This window comes from Buchnera aphidicola (Floraphis choui) (assembly GCA_039830045.1).
GTDB classification, from domain to species: Bacteria; Pseudomonadota; Gammaproteobacteria; order Enterobacterales; family Enterobacteriaceae; genus Buchnera_B; species Buchnera_B aphidicola_AX.
Map to the genome: position 1 here is coordinate 130,556 of CP140044.1, position 18,045 is coordinate 148,600.

General features: G+C 23.5%; 12 protein-coding genes. 6 read left to right on the forward strand and 6 right to left on the reverse strand.

Annotated elements, in window-relative coordinates; translation table 11 throughout:
- The first annotated feature begins 2 nt into the window (after positions 1-2).
- Positions 3-2,399, forward strand: a complete 2,397-nt coding sequence (gene pheT / locus UAT33_00615) for a phenylalanine--tRNA ligase subunit beta (protein ID XBC43960.1) — start codon at positions 3-5, stop codon at positions 2,397-2,399.
- Between the two features lie 286 nt (positions 2,400-2,685).
- Positions 2,686-3,018 (forward strand): preprotein translocase subunit YajC, encoded by a 333-nt coding sequence (yajC, locus tag UAT33_00620; protein XBC43961.1) that lies wholly within the window; start codon positions 2,686-2,688, stop codon positions 3,016-3,018.
- A gap of 2,347 nt (positions 3,019-5,365) precedes the next feature.
- On the opposite strand, the gene glyS is transcribed toward yajC, so the two are convergent.
- Both glyS and glyQ read right to left on the reverse strand, forming a co-directional pair.
- Positions 5,366-7,438 carry a glycine--tRNA ligase subunit beta gene (gene glyS, locus UAT33_00625; protein ID XBC43962.1) on the reverse strand — a complete coding sequence of 691 codons (2,073 nt, stop codon included), beginning with the start codon at positions 7,436-7,438 and terminating at the stop codon, positions 5,366-5,368.
- 38 nt (positions 7,439-7,476) lie between these two features.
- Positions 7,477-8,361 carry a glycine--tRNA ligase subunit alpha gene (gene glyQ / locus UAT33_00630; protein ID XBC44096.1) on the reverse strand — a complete coding sequence of 295 codons (885 nt, stop codon included), beginning with the start codon at positions 8,359-8,361 and terminating at the stop codon, positions 7,477-7,479.
- Positions 8,362-8,620: 259 nt separating this feature from the next.
- On the opposite strand from glyQ, the gene nfo reads away from it, so the two are divergent.
- Positions 8,621-9,457, forward strand: coding sequence for a deoxyribonuclease IV (gene nfo / locus UAT33_00635; GenBank protein XBC43963.1), 837 nt, complete (start codon positions 8,621-8,623; stop codon positions 9,455-9,457).
- A 126-nt stretch (positions 9,458-9,583) separates the two neighbouring features.
- Positions 9,584-9,868 carry a 50S ribosomal protein L25 gene (rplY, locus tag UAT33_00640; GenBank protein ID XBC43964.1) on the forward strand — a complete coding sequence of 95 codons (285 nt, stop codon included), beginning with the start codon at positions 9,584-9,586 and terminating at the stop codon, positions 9,866-9,868.
- Between the two features lie 209 nt (positions 9,869-10,077).
- Here rplY and UAT33_00645 read toward each other — a convergent pair whose 3' ends face one another.
- Positions 10,078-10,812 (reverse strand): DedA family protein, encoded by a 735-nt coding sequence (locus UAT33_00645; GenBank protein ID XBC43965.1) that lies wholly within the window; start codon positions 10,810-10,812, stop codon positions 10,078-10,080.
- A gap of 549 nt (positions 10,813-11,361) precedes the next feature.
- Here UAT33_00645 and rsmA point away from each other — a divergent pair.
- A complete protein-coding gene (gene rsmA / locus UAT33_00650) occupies positions 11,362-12,150 on the forward strand; it encodes a 16S rRNA (adenine(1518)-N(6)/adenine(1519)-N(6))-dimethyltransferase RsmA (GenBank protein XBC43966.1) in 789 nt (262 codons plus the stop codon).
- A gap of 60 nt (positions 12,151-12,210) precedes the next feature.
- Entirely contained in the window at positions 12,211-13,035 is an 825-nt protein-coding gene (locus UAT33_00655; GenBank protein XBC43967.1) for a symmetrical bis(5'-nucleosyl)-tetraphosphatase, read from the forward strand.
- On the opposite strand, the gene folA is transcribed toward UAT33_00655, so the two are convergent.
- The 3 genes from folA to carA form a co-directional block, all read right to left on the reverse strand.
- Entirely contained in the window at positions 13,032-13,547 is a 516-nt protein-coding gene (gene folA, locus UAT33_00660; GenBank protein XBC43968.1) for a type 3 dihydrofolate reductase, read from the reverse strand. The two genes, UAT33_00655 and folA, sit on opposite strands and share 4 nt — an antisense overlap.
- Before the next feature lie 67 nt (positions 13,548-13,614).
- Positions 13,615-16,842: a carbamoyl-phosphate synthase large subunit gene (gene carB / locus UAT33_00665; protein XBC43969.1), complete on the reverse strand. Its 3,228-nt coding sequence runs from the start codon at positions 16,840-16,842 to the stop codon at positions 13,615-13,617.
- Positions 16,821-18,020 carry a glutamine-hydrolyzing carbamoyl-phosphate synthase small subunit gene (carA, locus tag UAT33_00670; protein ID XBC43970.1) on the reverse strand — a complete coding sequence of 400 codons (1,200 nt, stop codon included), beginning with the start codon at positions 18,018-18,020 and terminating at the stop codon, positions 16,821-16,823. The genes carB and carA overlap by 22 nt, the downstream gene beginning before the upstream one ends.
- Between the last annotated feature and the right edge of the window lie 25 nt (positions 18,021-18,045).

Below are 18,045 nucleotides of genomic sequence, written 5' to 3' on the forward strand. Positions count from 1 at the left end.
TAATGGAATTTAGTGAAAAATGGTTACGAGAATGGATAAATCCTAATGTGAATATTAGTGTGTTGTGTGATCAAATTACAGAATTAGGAATAGAAGTGGAAAAAGTTATTAAAGTTTCAAGCGTATGTAGTAATTTAATTGTAGGTGAAATTATTGAATGTTTACAGCGTTATAGTTCTATGGAATTATTTTTAGTTAAAGTTAATATTGGAAGAAATAAGCATATCCATGTTATATCAAGAAAGATAGATTTTGTACAAGGAATGAAAGTAGTAATAGCTACTAAAATTTCTAAATTATTTGATTATACGTTTATGAGTTTAATTAAATCAAAAGGAATAAAATTTAATGGAATCATTTGCTTTTATGAAGACATTGGTATAACAAATTTAGACACTAATATAGTGAAATTACCATTAAATTCTGTAGTAGGAACAGATATATGTAAATATTTATTTTTAGATGATAATATTATTAAAATTAGTAGTACTCCTAATCGTTCAGATGCTTTAAGTATATTAGGTATTGCACGAAACGTTGCAGCACAGAATGATTTACCTTTACCTTCTTTAAAAAAATATCCAGTTTTAGAAAATAGTTGTTCAAATAGGTTAGAAATATCAATTGATATTCCAAATATATGTTTTCGTTTTCTTGGACGCATTATAAGTAATGTTAATACGAAAAATAATACTCCTTTTTGGATGTTAGAAAAACTTAAGCGATCGTCTATAGAACCGTCTAATATTATTAAAAATATTATAAATTATGTATTGATAGAATTAGGTCAACCATTATATATTATGAATTTAAATAGTATTTTAAAAAGAGTTGTTGTGAGAACATCCTATAAAAATGAAAACTTTATTAATAAAGACAATAGAAAAGTTGTTATTGATGATAATATCATAGTAATTTCAGATGAAGAAAAAATATTAGTTTTAGGCGGTCATATTAATTCATATGCTTCAGATATAAACTTAAATGTAAAGAATTTATTTTTAGGGTGTGGATCTTATAATAATTTTAATGTTTTAAAGCAGTCTTTAAAATATGGATGTAAGAACATTTTTACAGAACGTTATGAAAGAGGTATTGATTTTAATATACAATATAATGCTATAGAATATGCTACTTATTTAATTTTAAAATTGTGTGGAGGTGAAGCTAGTAGTATTACAACAGAAATTAAGAATAATAAAATATTCAATAAAAAAACTATTAAATTATTTCGAAAAAAATTATATAAAATTGTTGGATATGTTATTAATGATGAGATAGTTATTCATAATTTAACGAAATTAGGTTTTAAAATAACTGTATATAATAAACATTGGTTAATCGTACCACCTAGTTGGAGATTTGATATTGATATAGAAGAAGATGTTATTAGTGAATTATTACGTATTTTAGGATATAAAAATGTTTCTTCTATTCCTATATCAACATGTTCTAATATTGTACATAATAATGAAATATATATTACATTAAATAGAATTAAGTTATTTTTAGTTGATCAAGGATATCATGAAGTTATTACATATGGATTTGTTGATCCTAATTTTCAAAAATTGTTTTTTCCTGATATAGCTCCTTTATATTTGTCTAATCCTATTTCCAAAGAAATGTCGTCTATGAGAGTTTCTTTGTGGACTGGTTTATTATCTAGTGTTATTTATAATCAAAATAGACAGGAGAATAGGTTACGTTTTTTTGAAAGTGGATTATGTTTTTTACAAGATTCTCAAGAAAACTTGGGAATTAAACAAAGTTTATATTTATCTGGTGTACTAAGTGGATATAAAAATAAACCTCATTGGGATAGTTTAGATAAACAAGTAGATTTTTATGATTTAAAAGGTGATGTAGAATCTATTATGGATTTATTAGGAAAATTACATTTAGTTACTTTTAAAAGATTTAGTATTTCAGGATTACATCCTAACCAAAGTGTTGCTATCTATTTTAAAAATAAAAAAATTGGTATTATGGGAACTATTAGCCCAGATTTAGAAAAAAAGTTAAATTTAAAAGGTAAAACAGTTATTTTTGAATTAATATGGGATGATATCGCTTCATTTCATTATATGAAAATAAAAAAAATTTCTGAATATCCACGAAGTATTAGGGATATTTCTATAATTGTAGATGAAACAATTCCAGTAGAAGATATTATTAAAACATGTCAGAAGTGTTCTTCTGGACGAATAGTTGAAGTAAATTTATTTGATATTTTCCGTGGAGATAAAATAGGCATAGGAAAAAAGAGTTTAGCTTTGCGTTTTACGTTTGAAAGTAAAAAACATACTTTTACTGAAAAAGATATTTCAAGAATTTTAAAAACATGTATTACAGCTTTAGAATTAAAATTTAAAGCAATGTTAAGAAAAGATTTATAGATTGATTGAGTAAGAAAATAAGTTTTAGTAAATTATAGAAACGTTGATAGATTTTATATAAATTTTATTTTTAATATTTTTAAATAAAATTTTTTAATTTTTTAAACGACGATAGAAATATTAAAATACGTTTTATATTATTAAATAACTTTTTAATTAAATTTAGATAATATAGATATTAAATTTCTAATTATTTGAATGTATTTTTAGTAATTTTAAAACATTTAAAACATAGTTAAAATGATGTTTCATTTTTGTTAAACAATAAATATGAGGAAATATTTTTATGAATGTTTTAATTTCTGAAGCTTTTTCTGCTAACAGTAATATTCAACAAAATAGTCTATATTCATTATTATATATGTCGCTATTTTTTTTATCAATTTTTTATTTTTTAATTTTTCGTCCTCAAAAAAATAAAGTCAAAAAACATAGAGCTCTCATTAATTCTCTTTCCAAAGGAGATGAAATATTGACTGCTAGCGGTTTTATAGGAAAAGTTAAAAGAATTACTACAATAGGATATATTTTATTAGAATTAAATAATAATGTTGAAGTATTAATAAAAGATGATTATATTTTATCAGTATTACCAAAAGGTACCTTAAAAATTATTTAGTTTTAAAATAATGTGAAAGAAAATTATATTGTTTTAGGATTAATTTACTCATATTTAAATTTGTATTAAAATATTTTGTTTATACGAATAGATTTTTCGAAAAAACATAATTAGGTTTTTCGAAAATGTATATTAGAATTGTTTAACGTTTTAAAAAAGTAATATATTCATTATTTTAATTCGAAAATAAAGAATAAAAGTGCATTATATTTTAATTAAATGAACGAGAAATCAGAGATTTTTTATGAATTATATACGATACTATTAAACATAAAAAGTTATATCTCTTTCTTCTTACAAAAATTATCCTAAGTTTTTAAATATTTTAGCATAAAATTCAACACGTTTAGGTTCAAATTTATTAGGTAGAGCTTACTTTTTATTGAAAATAAATGTTGATTATATATCTAAGTAATACTAATTCAATATAAAGCGACATTTTTTAGATTATATTATTAAAAATGATTACATAAATATAGATATAAAAAATTAAAAATGACAGTATAAAAACTAGCTCAAAAGAATCATACATGTCAATTAAGTATTTTAGAATTTATTGATATAAGCAATTCAATCTTAATTACATTACCGTGGAATTACTTAGTTTAAATAATAGCATTTAAATAAAGGAAATTCTTAGTATTAATATAATGATAGAATTTCATTTAGTATAATACAGGTATTACTTCAATACGAAAATAGTGATGTTTTTAATTATTATAAATTATATTAGGTTAGATGATGTTAATTTAATATTACTTTATAATAACACATTTATTATAGAAAATGTATTTTAGACTCTAATTATATAATAAATTATTTAAATAAAGTTAAGGTTGATATAAAATCAAATAATTTGGTCGGCAATATTGCATCGAATGTTACTAAAAATAATATAGAAAATATATAGTTATATTTTTGTAGAATATATTAATAGTAACGTTTATATTAATAAAAATATATTTTTAAGAAGAAAAAGTATTCTTGATATAGCTAAAATTGATTTAGTATCGGATTATTCATTTAAGATTTTTGAGATACGTGATATTTCTGAAGTAAAAGTTGTCTATTCTACCTAAATTAGAATCGTTTTCTTCTCTTATTATAGTAATATAAAAAATACTATTTGTTAGTATTCTTTATCGATTTAAATGTATTGATTAATGAGCGTATGCGAGAATAAACAATGATAATTTATGTATTCCGTGAAGTAATATGAAAAGGTTGTTTATAATTTAGTTTTAGTATGTTTAATGTAAATATTATTATGTTAATGATATCTTTAATTTTGTATTGGTTCTGATATTATAAAAATTTTATTATAACTATATAGTAGGAATTTTACTTCGTTATTTAGTTCTTTATTTATTACTAGAATTATAATTCAAGTTTTTATTCTAAAAATAAAATTAATGATTTGTCTATATAAGAATTAATGTATTTCTCATTTTTATAAGATAAATATATTGAAACGAAATAAATTAGTATATAACTTTTTATGTTGGAAAATTGTTTATATATCAATGATTTATTTATTATTTTTAATAGATAATGTTACAATTTTGATTTAATTAGAGTATTGATTTTATAGGAAGCTTTTATAAAAATTTATTGTAATTTATTAATATAAATAAATAAAATATTAAATATTTTAAAAATATTGGACTACGAAATATTTAAGTAAATTATTTTAGAGAAATGAATGATATTATTATATGTTATTTATATTTATCTATTTCCTATGATTTAATTCTCTCATAGGTTTTTTGTATTCCATAAATATCTACGATTTAATTTTGAAATTGTTTCTATCAAATATGTTAGTCTAGTATAAGATTATGATTTATTAAGATTCTTATATTTTTTTGATTTTATTTTTTATTTACTTTTTATATAGTTTTAAGATTTTTGTGAAGTTTGTTTATTGAAATTATATTATTTTTATTTCATGATGTTTATTAATTTTAAGCTTCATATCTGTATTTAAAATAGAAATTAGCCCTATTATTATAATATTTTTATTATCTAGTTTTATAATATTTAATAAATAATAGTATTGCAATTTCAGATCGAATTTGTAAAAGTTCTAATAGATTTAAAGGTTTATTATTTTGTGATATTTTAAACTTATCTTTTAACTTAAGTGTATTAAAAAATTAATAACTTTGGCTACTACATTTTCAGTAGCAGCGATGTTCTACTATTTTAGAAATGGATATTATTGAAAATTTTTCGTTTTACAATGATTGATTGGTATATTTATGAGAATATTATTTTATATTCATGTTTTTTCGTCATTATCGTTTCAGATTTATAAAATTACAAATAAAAATGTAAAATATAAATTTTAATAAAAATATGAAAAGTCTGCGATTATAAAAAATAAATTTTGTATTTTTTTTAATATAATTAACCTATTAGTTTTGATAGAAGTATTTATATCTTGTATTTTAACATTTTCAAAAAAATTGCATACTGGTTGATATAGATTATATAACTCTAATAATATAGATGGATAATCTTTATTTTCATGGAATAGTTGTATTTTTTTTTGTGTGTGTTCTAACAAAGAAATTATTATTTTTTCTTCTAATTTTTTTATGAGTTTTTTATTTATTTCTTCATGTAACGCTTCTGAAGATAGTTTTAGTATATTAGAAATTCTTTTATGAATTAAGATTAGCGATTTTAAAGTATTTGAATTATATATTTTAGAAATAGCTTTTATTCTAAGATCTAGGTCTATTAAATATGGAACTTCGCATATTAGTACAGATTTTATGATTATGGGAACATATTTTTGTTTTATATATATAAAATACATTTTTTCTAAAACAAATTTTTTTAAATTTTCTAATATAGCGTTTTTGTTTTGAATATTATTATCATATATATTTAATGATTTTTTAAATAATTTAAATAAATTAATAGATATTTTTTTTGTTAAAATGATTCTTATAATTCCAATAACTAGTCTTCTCAAAGAAAATGGATCTTTATCTCCAGAAGTAGAATTTTTTCCAATGAAAAACAATCCAACTAAAGTATCGATTTTATCTGCTAATGCTAAAGAATAAGAAATAGGATGTGATGGAATTATATCTTGAGAAAATTTAGGAAGATAATGTTCTTGTATAGCAATTGCTATATCTTTGTGTATACCATTATTTAATGCATAATACATTCCTATTATTCCTTGCATTTTAGGAAATTCAAAGACTATATCGGTAATTAAATCACATTTACATAAGTTTGCTGCTTGAATGCAATCTTTGAGATTAGCTTTAGTAAATTTTGTTATCCAAGAAATTAAATATTTTATTCTATTTGTTTTATCATAAAGAGATCCTAAAGAGTGTTGAAAAATGACGTTTTTTAATAATGGTTGATACTTTTTAAATGGTATTTTTTGGTCTTTTTTAAAAAAAAATTCTGCATCAGAAAATCGAGAATTTAATACTTTAATGTTTCCAAGAATAATGTTTTTAGGATATTTTGATTCAACATTTGATATAATAATAAAGTTATTTGTTAATTTGTTATTGTGATCATATATAGTAAAGTATTTTTGTTGATTTTCCATAATGTGTATTAAAATTTCGTTTGGGAGATCAAGAAATTTTTTATTAAATTTAGCTAGAAGAACAATAGGCCATTCTACTAGTGAAGTTATTTCATCTAATAATTGATCTCTTATTTTTAAATGTCCTCCAAAAGAATTAGCAATTTTTTTAGATTCTATTTTAATTTTATTTTTTCTTATATTATAATCAGCAATAATTTTTCCAAATTTCAATAATATTTCTGGATATTCGTTTGCATGAGAAATATTAATTACATTATTTTTCATAAAACGATGTCCATAAAGTAATCTATTAGTTTGTATTCCTAAGATTTCTGCTTTTATAATTTTATTATCTAATAGCATGACTACGTTTCGAATTGGTCGAGAAAATTGTATATTGCTTATATTCCATTTCATGAAGTTAGGAACAGAACTATTTTTAATAGAAAAAATAGATATTTCTATAAGTTTTTCTTCGATTGTTCGATTATTAGTATAGTGTTCATAATATAACCATTCTTTTTTTTTATTTTTTATTCGAGATGTTTTATCTATTGTAATTCCTAATTTTTTTATCCAATGTTGTGTTGATGGAGTAGGATTTCCTAAAGCATCAAAAGCGTTTGAGATAGAAGGTCCTTTATATTTTTTTTTAAGTGTTATTATATTTGTATTTAACTCTTCTATTTTTATAGCTATTCGCCTTGGTGTAGCAAACCACAATATTTTTTTATATTGTATATGATTTTTAGTTAGTAAAAGAATTACATTGTTTCTAAAAGATTTAGCTATGTTTTGTAATGATTTCTGAGGTAATTCTTCAGTTCCAATTTCTATTAAAAACGTTTTATTCATATTTAGTAAGATCCTTATTTATTTTTTTGTAAGAGATTTTAATTTTTTTCTTTATTATAGTGTTGTTTAGCAATTTTCTTTATAATACTTCTAATATTTAAAATATTTTGTTGTCGTTCAGTAGTAGATAAAGCTCTTTTTGCGTCTAATAAGTTAAAATAATGTATTCCATATAACATATGTTCGTATGCTGGTAATAATAAAGGAGAAGGTAGATTCATTATTGTTTTTGCTTCTTGAATATGTATTTTAAACAAATTAGAACAAATATTGATATTAGAATATTCAAAATTGTATATAGAATGTTCTAGTTCATTTTGAAAAAATAACTCACCATAGGTGATATTTATTTCGTTTGTATTCCATACAATATCGTATATATTTTTTTTATTTTGTATATGAAGTGCTATTCGTTCTAATCCGTATGTTATTTCAGTAGGAATTGGATCACAATTAATTCCCCCCATTTGTTGAAAATAAGTAAATTGTGTAATCTCCATACCATTAATCCATACTTCCCATCCTTGTCCACATGCTCCTAACGTTGGGTTTTCCCAATTGTCTTCTATAAATCGTATATCGTTATTTTTTAGGTCTATGTTTAAAATTTGTAATGATTGTAAATATAGATTTTGAATATTATCTGGTGTAGGTTTGATTAGAACTTGAAATTGATAATAGTGTTGTAATCGATTGGGATTATTACCGTATCTTCCATCAGATGGTCTCCTTGATGCTTGAACGTATGCAATAGAAGTAGGTTTAGAACCAATCGCTCCGAAGAACGTTTTATGGTGGAATGTTCCGGCGCCTATAGGTATATCTAATGGTTGAATAATAGTGCAACTTTGGTTTTGCCAATAATTTTTTAATATAAAAATAATTTGATGAAATGTTATAAGATTATTCATTTTATTTTCCAGTTTTGTTATACGAAAATACATGATATTATAAAATGTTTTTATAAATTTTTATAAAATGTTTATATTAATAGTTGATAAATTTTAAAATTTTGTGGTAATTTGTAGTAGTATTCTCATTTAAAATGTAAATTATTATTAATATATATTTTAACTTTATTTAAAAATTTTTATTTCGTAATTTTTATAAAACAATTTAATTTTAATAAATACTTTTTAAAAGTCTTACTTTATTTTAAAATAATATTATTTAGGAATAATAATGAGATATATAGGAGCTCATGTTAGTACATTAGGAGGTTTGGATCAAGCAGTTATTAGAGCAAGGAACTTAGGAGCTACTGCTTTTGCATTATTTATAGATAATCCTTTAAAGTGGAGCGTAATAACATTAAAAGATAAAAATGTTGAAAGTTTTAAAGTAGCATGTAAAAATTTTAATTATTCGTCTAATCAAATTTTACCTCATAGTGGTTATTTAATTAATTTAGGTCATCCTTATGACGATAATTTGTATCAATCTAGATTAGCTTTTGTCAATGAAATATTGAGATGTCAAATATTAGGGTTAAAATTTTTAAACTTTCATCCTGGAAGTCATTTATGCAAAATTAGTGAAAAAAAATGTTTAGAAAGAATTTCTGATTCAATTAATATAGCATTAGAAAAAACCATTAAAGTTAAATTAGTAATAGAAAATACAGCTGGTCAAGGAACAAATGTAGGATATTCTTTTGAACATTTAATATTTATTATTAACAAAATAGAAGATAAAAATCGTATTGGAATATGTTTAGACACATGTCATTTATTTTCTTCTGGATATGATTTACGAACAATATTATCATGTGAGCAAGTTTTTAAACATTTTGATAATACAATAGGATTAAATTATTTATGTGGTATGCATTTTAACGATTCTAAATCAAAATTTAATAGTCGTATTGATCGACATCATAATTTAGGAAAAGGAAATATCGGGAGATTAGCGTTTGATTGGATCATAAAAAATATTAATTGTGAAAATATTCCAATTATATTGGAAACTAAAGATAAAACATTATGGAAAGAAGAAATTCATTGGTTAAATTCATTGTAAAATATACATTTTAATAATGTTTATATAATGTATTTTTATAAAAATACATTATAGATAATAATTTATTATTTTATATTTATAGCAAGTGGTGTATTTATGTATTTAATTTGATAAAGTGGAAAATAAATGATAACTATTAATGTAGATAAACGTAAAAAAGAGGGTAAAAGTGCCAGTCGTCGATTACGTTTAAAAAATAAATTTCCAGCTGTAATATATTGTAATTCAGAGCCTAACATTTGTATAGAATTAGATCATAATATTATTTGTAATATAGTTCTTAATTCTGATATTTATAAAGAAAAAATTCTATTATTAATCGATAATGTCAAATATAAAGTTAAAATACAATCAATACAACGACATGCTTTTAAAGCTAAAATTATACATATGGATTTTTTAAAAATATAATAATTTTAAATATCGGCACGTGCAAGTACGATAGATTAAAATACCAATTTTAAAAATTAGCAATTTAAAAGTTAAAATATGTCGTGCCGATACAAATTAATTTTAACAATTTATAAAGATTTAAAGTTATTATAATTAATAATTTGATAAGTATAGATTTTCATAAATAATTTTTTGTGTATTTTATAACAATTTCATTTTTAATAATTTTAAAAAATAGTTTTTGGATAAAAATATAACGTGAGTATAATAGTAGTTCCTAATGTTAAATTCAATATAGATAAAAATATTAGTACTTTTTTATTAAAAAAAATTTTTTGTTTAGTAAAATTATTTTTTTGTATTTTTAGAATTTTCCAAATTAGCCATAAACCTAGCCAAATTAATATAATTGAGGAAAAAACCAGAAATTTAAAACTTGAATTTTCTTTTATTTTTGTGACGTTAATTGCTATTCCAGTTACAATTCCTGGAAAAAAATATATAGGAGGCCATAATATACATCCAAATATGGAAGAAGCAAAGAACTTTTTTAGAGATAAGTTTAACATCCCGCATACCATAGGAATTAAAGGTCTAGTAGGCCCGATAAACTTTCCTATTAATATTGTAGCAGCAGTATAATTATTTAAAGTATTTGTTATTTTTTCTACAATTGTTTTGTTTTTTTTTAATAAATAAAGATTGTTTAAATATGTTTTAAATTTCCAACCAAGATAATATGAAATTGAATCTCCACATATGCAACCAATAAACCCTGCTATCCAAGAAGGATAAAAATTTAATGTTCCATTTCCTATTAGTGTTCCTAAAGCAGCCATAAGTATGATTCCAGGAAGGAATAAACCTACTAACGCTAGAGATTCTAGAAATGCTACTATTATAATTATAGGAAATGAATAAAAAATAGATTGTTTTACTAAGTATAAAAACCAGTCTTCCATATTTTCTCATTTTTATTTATAAAAGGTTGAATGATAACGAAATCTATTAAGAGCATGAATGATAGTCTTGAAATTTTTAGAAAAGTATTTTATAAGTATTTCATAGTAAAATAATTATAATACTTTTGTTGACTGTGGATGATGTATATTTTAAATTTGTTATTTATATAAATAAATATAACGTTTTATATAGTAATTTTAATGTGTTAATAGTTTTGTGGTATCGTGAATAACTAATTATATGTATAGTATATAAAAACGTTTTTAATCTCAAGCAAATATTATAATAAATGTTTACACTTATATTAAAATATTGTAGTTAAAATTATTTATAGAAATTAACAAAATTTATATAAATAGATATATAGTATTTTTAATGTTATTGATTTTTATACAAGTATAAAATTGTTTAAATTAAAGAATAAATGTATGAACTTATTTTAAATATGTGTTAGTAATTTTAAAAATTTTAACTTCAAAATTTTGTTAAATATAGGTGTATTATTATTTTGTCACTTATAATGTATCGTATTTTAAATTGTAGGTAATATGATTAAATATAATAAGCACATTATCAAAAGAAGGTTGGGTCAAAATTTTTTGATTGATAATGACGTAATTGACAATATTATTAAAAGTATTAATCCTAAAAAAACAGACGTAATTATAGAGATTGGGTCAGGATTAGGTGCATTAACATATCATATTTACAAGTTTTTGTATAAATTATTCATAATAGAATATGATCAAGATTTGGCAACTAGATTGTATTTATCTTTTAAAGATATCGATAATATAGTAATTTTTGTTGAAGATGTTTTAAAATTTAACTTTTTTTGTATAGAAAAAAATTTTTGTAATTCTATACGAGTGTTTGGAAATTTACCGTATAATATTTCAGTACCACTATTATTATATCTTTTCAAATATAATAATATTTTCGATATGCATTTTATGTTTCAGAGAGAAGTAGCGAATCGATTGTTAGCTTTACCAGGTACTAAAAGTTATGGTAGGTTAAGTGTTATCGCGCAATATTTTTGTAAAATTACGCATTTATTTGATGTTAGTCCTGAATGTTTTCGACCTATTCCAAAAGTTTGTTCTACTTTTATACGATTAGTTCCTTATAAAAGTAAAGAGTATTATGTTAGAGATATAAATAATTTAGCTAAAATTACTAAATTAGCTTTTGGAAAAAGAAGAAAAATAATAAAAAATAGCTTGTCTGAATTATTTAGTGAAAATATTTTAAAGAAACTTAAAATTGATCCCATGTTACGTGCTGAAAATTTATCAGTAATACAATATTTTAAATTGTCAAATTATATAGATTAATATAATTGTTATTGCAATAGTTAAAAGAATAATTTTAAAAAATATTTATGGGTACAATATATGAGTACGTATTTTGTTGGTGATGTTCATGGTTGTTATAATGAATTAATGAAATTATTAGAGCAAGTTGTTTTTGATGAAAAATTAGATCATTTGTGGTTAACTGGAGACTTAGTAAATAGGGGATCTAATTCTATTGAAGTTATGCGTTTTGTTTCTTCTCTTGGTTCTCATGCGCATGTAGTTTTGGGTAATCATGATTTAAATTTAATAGCTATTTATTTCAATATAAAAAACAAGCAATCTAAGAACGACATTATTTTAGATATGTTAAAATCTAAATACATTGATGATTTAGTTGATTGGTTACGTAGGCAACCTTTATTGCAAATAGATGAGAAAAGAAAAATTATCATGGTTCATGCTGGAATTCATCCCTTTTGGAATATGTATACAGCTAAAGTGTATTCTAAACAATTAGAATCTATTTTGTGTGATAATAGTTGTGATTCATTATTTAAAAGTATATTTAATAATAATATAGTGAAATATGTCAATTATTCATTTCAAGATTTAGATTGTTTAAGTTTTAGTTTAAATGTATTTACAAGAATGCGGTATTGTTATTGCGATGGTATGTTAGATTTGAAATGTAAACAATCTCCTTCTTTAGATACACTTCCCTTGTTACCATGGTTTTTGATAAAAAATACAAATTTTCAAGATTATTATGTTTTTTTTGGTCACTGGGCTTCTTTGAAAAAAAATCTTACTCCATCTAATATTATTTCGTTAGATACTGGGTGTTGTTGGGGAGGAGCATTAAGTATGTTGCGATTTGAAGATAAGAAATGGTTTCAACAAAAGTCTGAAACATATACTTAATAAGAAAGTAATAAATTTTTTATTTTGATGTTACGTTCTAAAATTTGGAATTGAAAATTGTAGTCATTTTTTTTATTTGATTTATGATTTTCTATAAATACTGTATTCCAATGTATATTTTTATATGTTGGGAAATAAGTATCTCCTTTGATATTTATTTCTATTTTTGTTAGATATAATTTTTTAGTAAAAGGCAACATTTGAGAGTATAATTGTCCTCCACCAATAATCATTATTTCATTTTTGTTAGTTGCTAATTTAATAGCTTTTTCAATAGAATTTGTAAAATATGTATTTTTATGATTTTTTATTTTTTTGTGAGTTAGTACTATGTTTTGTCTCATTGGTAATTCATATTTAATTGAATCCCAAGTTGATTTACCCATAATAATACTTTTATTTATTGTATTTTTTTTAAACCATATTAGATCTAATGGTAAATGCCAAGGTATAGAATTGTTCATTCCAATTACTAAGTTTTCTGACATTGCTGCAATGATACTAATGTTCATATTTAATTTTTTAAAATTATAATAAGTTCAGTTTTATTAGTTTTAATATCAGATATTTTAATAAATGTTATTTTTTGAAAATTGTTTTATGCCTATCTTGTAAAGATATAACATTTTTAACAGGACATTCTTTAATAGACATAATTGTAGCAAAAGCCCCATTTAAAGTAGTGTCATAATGTACTTGATATTGTAAAGCACTTTGACAAATTGTTTTTGAGTCAATAATAGCTTGATTACAATCAGTAGTGTTAATTATATATGTATATTCACCATTTTTAATTCGATCTTGTATATGCGGCCTTCTTTCGTAGACTTTGTTTACTATTCTAACATTTATTCCATTTTTTTTCAATATTTTTGCAGTTCCTAATGTTGCATCTAATTTAAAACCGATCATATTAAGTAAATTAGCTAAGTTTAAAATTCTTTTTTTATCACTATTTTTGACAGATAGTAGAACTCGTCCTAATTTTTTTATGTTTATTTGCGCACTTAACATTGCTTTTGAAAAAGCTTCTGGAAAATTTTTTCCTATTCCCATTACTTCTCCAGTAGATTTCATCTCTGGACCAAGTATTGGAATAGATCCTTGAAACTTATTAAAAGGTAGCACTACTTCTTTTACTGAATAATAAGAAGGAATAATTTCTTTTGTATAACCTTGTTTTAATAAGGTAATTCCAATCATTACTCTTGCAGCAATTTTTGCTAGTTCTATTCCAGTAGATTTTGAAACAAAAGGAACCGTTCTTGCTGCTCTAGGATTAACTTCTAACACATATATTTTTTTGTCTTTTATTGCAAATTGTACGTTCATTAATCCTTTTACTGATAGTGAAAATGCAAGTTTTTTAACTTGATTTCTAATAGTATTTTGAATATTTTTATCTAAAGTATGTGCAGGCAAAGAACACGCTGAATCACCAGAATGTATTCCAGCTTGTTCAATATGTTCCATAATTCCTCCGATTAAAATATTTTTCCCATCACAAATAGCATCTACGTCTACTTCAATTGCATTGTCTAAATAATGATCTAGTAAAATAGGACTTTTGTTTTTAGATGTTACAGAAGTTTTGAAATAATTTATTAATCCAGATTCATCGTAAATTATTTCCATTGCTCGTCCACCTAAAACATATGACGGTCTAATCATAATAGGATATTTAACAATTTTAGATTGTGATATAGCATCTTTTAAATTTGTTACAGTAGAATTAGCGGGCTGTATTAATTTTAAATTAGACACGATTTTTTGGAATTTTTTTCGGTTTTCTGCCTTATCTATGGAAGTAGGATTTGTTCCTATAATAGGAACTCCTTCTTTTTCAAGTTCTTTTGCTAGTTTTAATGGTGTTTGACCTCCATATTGTATAATAACCCCGTTAGGTTTTTCTATTCGTACAATTTCTAAAATAACTTCTAATGTAATTGGTTCAAAGTATAATCTATCAGAAATATCATAATCGGTTGACACTGTTTCTGGATTGCAATTAATCATAATAGTTTCAAATCCACTTTTTCTTAAAGCTAATGATGCATGAACACAGCAGTAATCGAATTCAATTCCTTGTCCTATTCTATTAGGTCCTCCTCCAAGGATAATAATTTTTTTATTATGATGAATTGGTTTTGATTCACATTCATCTTCCCATGTGGAATACATATATGCTGTTTCACTTTTAAATTCAGCAGCGCAAGTGTCTATTCTTTTATATACTGGATATAAATTTAAATTATGTCTGATATTTCTAATTTGTTTTTCAGATTTATTAGTTAATATAGATATTCTTAAGTCAGAAAATCCTTTTCTTTTTAATAGTTGAAATGAAGAATAACTAATATTCTCTATATCTATGTTTTGTATATATTTTTCTATTTCTATTAGTTCTTTGATTTGTGTTAAAAACCATTTATCGATTAAAGTTAGGTTGAATACATCATTTATGGATATTCCTAAACGAAATGCATCTCCAATATACCACAGTCTATCAGATCCAGCTTCTCTTAGTTCATAATGAATTGTTTTTATTGTTTCTGATGTATTTTCCTTAATTTTTTGATCGAACCCGCTTGCTCCAATTTCTAGTCCTACTATAGCTTTTTGTATAGATTCTTGAAAAGTTCTACCAATAGCCATAACTTCTCCTACAGATTTCATTTGTGTTGTTAATCTGTTATTGCATCCTGAAAATTTTTCGAAATTAAATCTAGGTATTTTAGTTACTATATAATCTATAGTTGGTTCAAAAGATGCTGTAGTATTAGATCCTATTAGGTCGTTTTTAAGTTCATCTAAAGTAAACCCTATAGCTAATTTTGCTGCAATTTTTGCAATAGGAAAACCTGTAGCTTTAGAAGCTAATGCAGATGATCTAGATACGCGAGGATTCATTTCAATAACAATCATTTTTCCATTTTTAGGGTTTATGGCAAATTGAACATTAGCTCCACCTGTTTCTACACCAATTTCTCTTAAAATTGATATTGATGCATTTCTCATTATTTGATATTCTTTATCTGTTAGAGTTTGAGCAGGAGAAACAGTAATGGAATCTCCAGTATGTATTCCCATAGGATCTACATTTTCTATTGAGCAAACGATAATACAATTGTCTTTTTTATCTCTTACTACTTCCATTTCATATTCTTTCCAACCTATTAAGGATTCGTCAACTAATAATTGTTTTGATGGAGACATTTCTAATCCTCTTTCACAAATGTCTTTGAATTCTTCGTAATTATATGCTATTCCTCCTCCACTACCTCCCATAGTAAAAGAAGGACGAATTATAGCTGGAAATCCTATATTTTGAATAGTTTTTGATGCTGTTTTTATATCATTAATAATCTCTGATTTTGCAGTATTTAATCCTATTTTTTTCATAGATTTTTCAAATAACTTTCTATTTTCTGCTTTTTCGATAGAATTAATAGTAGCTCCTATTATTTCTACTTTAAATTTTTTTAATATTCCATGTTTATTAAGATCTAAAACACAATTTAGAGCAGTTTGTCCTCCCATAGTGGGTAAAATTGCATCTGGTTTTTCTTTTTGAATAATTTTTTTTATGACTTTCCAATGGATAGGTTCAATATAAGTAGCATCAGCCATATTAGGGTCAGTCATAATAGTAGCTGGATTTGAATTAATTAAAATAATTTTATACCCTTCTTCTTTTAAGGACTTGCATGCTTGGGCTCCGGAATAATCAAATTCGCATGCTTGTCCAATAACAATTGGACCAGAACCGAGTATTAAAATAGATTTTATGTCAGTACGTTTTGGCATTTTTTCTCTTTATAAGTAAAATGATAGTTACAGTTTTTTACAAGATTAACAAATTTGTCGAATAGCATCATAGTGTCATGAGGTCCAGGACTAGCTTCAGGATGTCCTTGAAAGCTAAATGCATTTTTGTTAATTATACGCAAACCTTGTATACTGCCATCAAAAAGCGAGGTATGTGTTACTAGTATGTTTTTTGGAAGATTAGTAGGATTTACTGTAAAATTATGGTTTTGTGAAGTTATCATAACAGTATTAGAATTTACTTCTTGTACAGGATGATTACTTCCATGATGTCCAAATTTCATTTTTATTATTTGTGCTCCATTAGCTAAAGCTAATAATTGATGTCCTAAACAAATTCCAAAAATTGGAATATTAATTTTTAAAAACTCTTTAATAGAAGCAATAGCATATTTGCATGGTCTTGGATCGCCTGGCCCATTTGATAAAAAAATCCCGTTTGGGAACAACTTTAAAGCTTCTTTTGTAGGAGTTTCTGCAGGTACAATGGTTAAACGACATTCTTTATCTACTAACATTCTTAGTATGTTTTGTTTAACTCCAAAATCATATACTATAACATGCAACTTTAATTTTTTTTTAATTGAGAAAACTTTTGTACTGTTATTAATGTGAGTACTTCCTTTATTCCATATATATGGAGATTTTGTGCTAACTATTTTTACTAAATCTATATTTTTTAAATTATTTATAGCGCGAATTTTTTTTAATATTTCAGAAATTTTAAATGTTTTTTGGGTAGTAATACACCCATATTGAGACCCGGAATTTCTAAGAATTCTTGTTAGTTTTCTTGTATCAATATCAGAAATTGCTATAATTTTATTTTTTATTAAATAAGTTGATAAATTTATTTCACTTCTATAATTGCTAGAGATAATTGAAAGATCGCGAATAATTAGTCCTTTTGCATGAATAATATTAGATTCACAATCATTTTTATTAATTCCAACATTTCCAATATGTGGATGAGTAAAAGTAATGATTTGGTTTAAATAGGAAGGATCGGTTAAAATTTCTTGATATCCAGTCATGGATGTATTGAATACAACTTCACCTAGAGTTTCTCCTGATATTCCTATGGATTTTCCATAAAAAATAATTCCATTACTCAATATTAAAACTGCTTGTGATAGTAAGGTAGTTGCTATATTCAAAACATTCTCCAAGAAGAGCACATAA

Excerpts from the sequence above, each read along its gene's own strand:
- nfo (XBC43963.1), top strand. The coding sequence starts at position 8,621 with ATGAGATATATAGGAGCTCATGTTAGTACATTAGGAGGTTTGGATCAA.
- yajC (XBC43961.1), top strand. The coding sequence starts at position 2,686 with ATGAATGTTTTAATTTCTGAAGCTTTTTCTGCTAACAGTAATATTCAA.
- rsmA (XBC43966.1), top strand. The coding sequence starts at position 11,362 with ATGATTAAATATAATAAGCACATTATCAAAAGAAGGTTGGGTCAAAAT.
- carB (XBC43969.1), bottom strand. The coding sequence starts at position 16,842 with ATGCCAAAACGTACTGACATAAAATCTATTTTAATACTCGGTTCTGGT.
- folA (XBC43968.1), bottom strand. The coding sequence starts at position 13,547 with ATGAACATTAGTATCATTGCAGCAATGTCAGAAAACTTAGTAATTGGA.
- glyS (XBC43962.1), bottom strand. The coding sequence starts at position 7,438 with ATGAATAAAACGTTTTTAATAGAAATTGGAACTGAAGAATTACCTCAG.
- rplY (XBC43964.1), top strand. The coding sequence starts at position 9,584 with ATGATAACTATTAATGTAGATAAACGTAAAAAAGAGGGTAAAAGTGCC.
- UAT33_00645 (XBC43965.1), bottom strand. The coding sequence starts at position 10,812 with ATGGAAGACTGGTTTTTATACTTAGTAAAACAATCTATTTTTTATTCA.
- pheT (XBC43960.1), top strand. The coding sequence starts at position 3 with ATGGAATTTAGTGAAAAATGGTTACGAGAATGGATAAATCCTAATGTG.
- UAT33_00655 (XBC43967.1), top strand. The coding sequence starts at position 12,211 with ATGAGTACGTATTTTGTTGGTGATGTTCATGGTTGTTATAATGAATTA.